General features: G+C 59.9%; 2 protein-coding genes. One reads left to right on the top strand and one right to left on the bottom strand.

Annotated features, from left to right (window positions below; genetic code table 11):
• On the bottom strand, positions 1-134 hold a 134-nt coding region (locus K9U40_RS23965; protein ID WP_432715946.1), incomplete at its 3' end, for a LysR family transcriptional regulator.
• A gap of 55 nt (positions 135-189) precedes the next feature.
• Between K9U40_RS23965 and K9U40_RS23960 the strand changes: the two genes are divergently transcribed.
• Positions 190-434: hypothetical protein (locus tag K9U40_RS23960; protein ID WP_282892545.1), on the top strand; the 245-nt coding region annotated here is incomplete at its 3' end.

Here is a 434-nt window from a genome sequence, read left to right as displayed (position 1 = left end):
CGCTCCAGCTTCTTGACTTGCACACTGACGGCGGGCTGGGTGAGACCCAGGCGTTCCGCCGCCGCCGAAAAACTCCCCAGCTCGAGCACCAGGGCGAAGGTGCGGAGCTGCTCCAGATCGATCGTTGTTTCCAAAATATTTTTTATGTTTCGTATAAGTAAGAAAAACTTCTCTTATGGAAGCCCCCGGATGAAGATTGAAGCAGAAAGTCAGCTCATCCGCACAACTACTTTGTTTCCAGTGTCGACATGCTCCCGCTCCCTGCCCCTTGACGGGCTCCCGCGCCATTCCGCACCGCGCGCGGGGATCCAGAACCTGGTCTCCATCGCAGACTGGTCGCGCTCCGACATCGAAGGCCTGCTGGCGGTGGCGGACGACATCCGCTGCCATCCCGGCGAGTTCGCCTACAGCCTCGCCGGCACGCTGGTCTGCAC

It is taken from the genome of Xanthobacter autotrophicus (genome assembly GCF_030015065.1).
Classification (GTDB): Bacteria; Pseudomonadota; Alphaproteobacteria; order Rhizobiales; family Xanthobacteraceae; genus Xanthobacter; species Xanthobacter autotrophicus_D.
The sequence above is the reverse complement of the archived record's forward strand: the minus strand, read 5'-3'. Positions and strand labels throughout refer to the sequence as shown.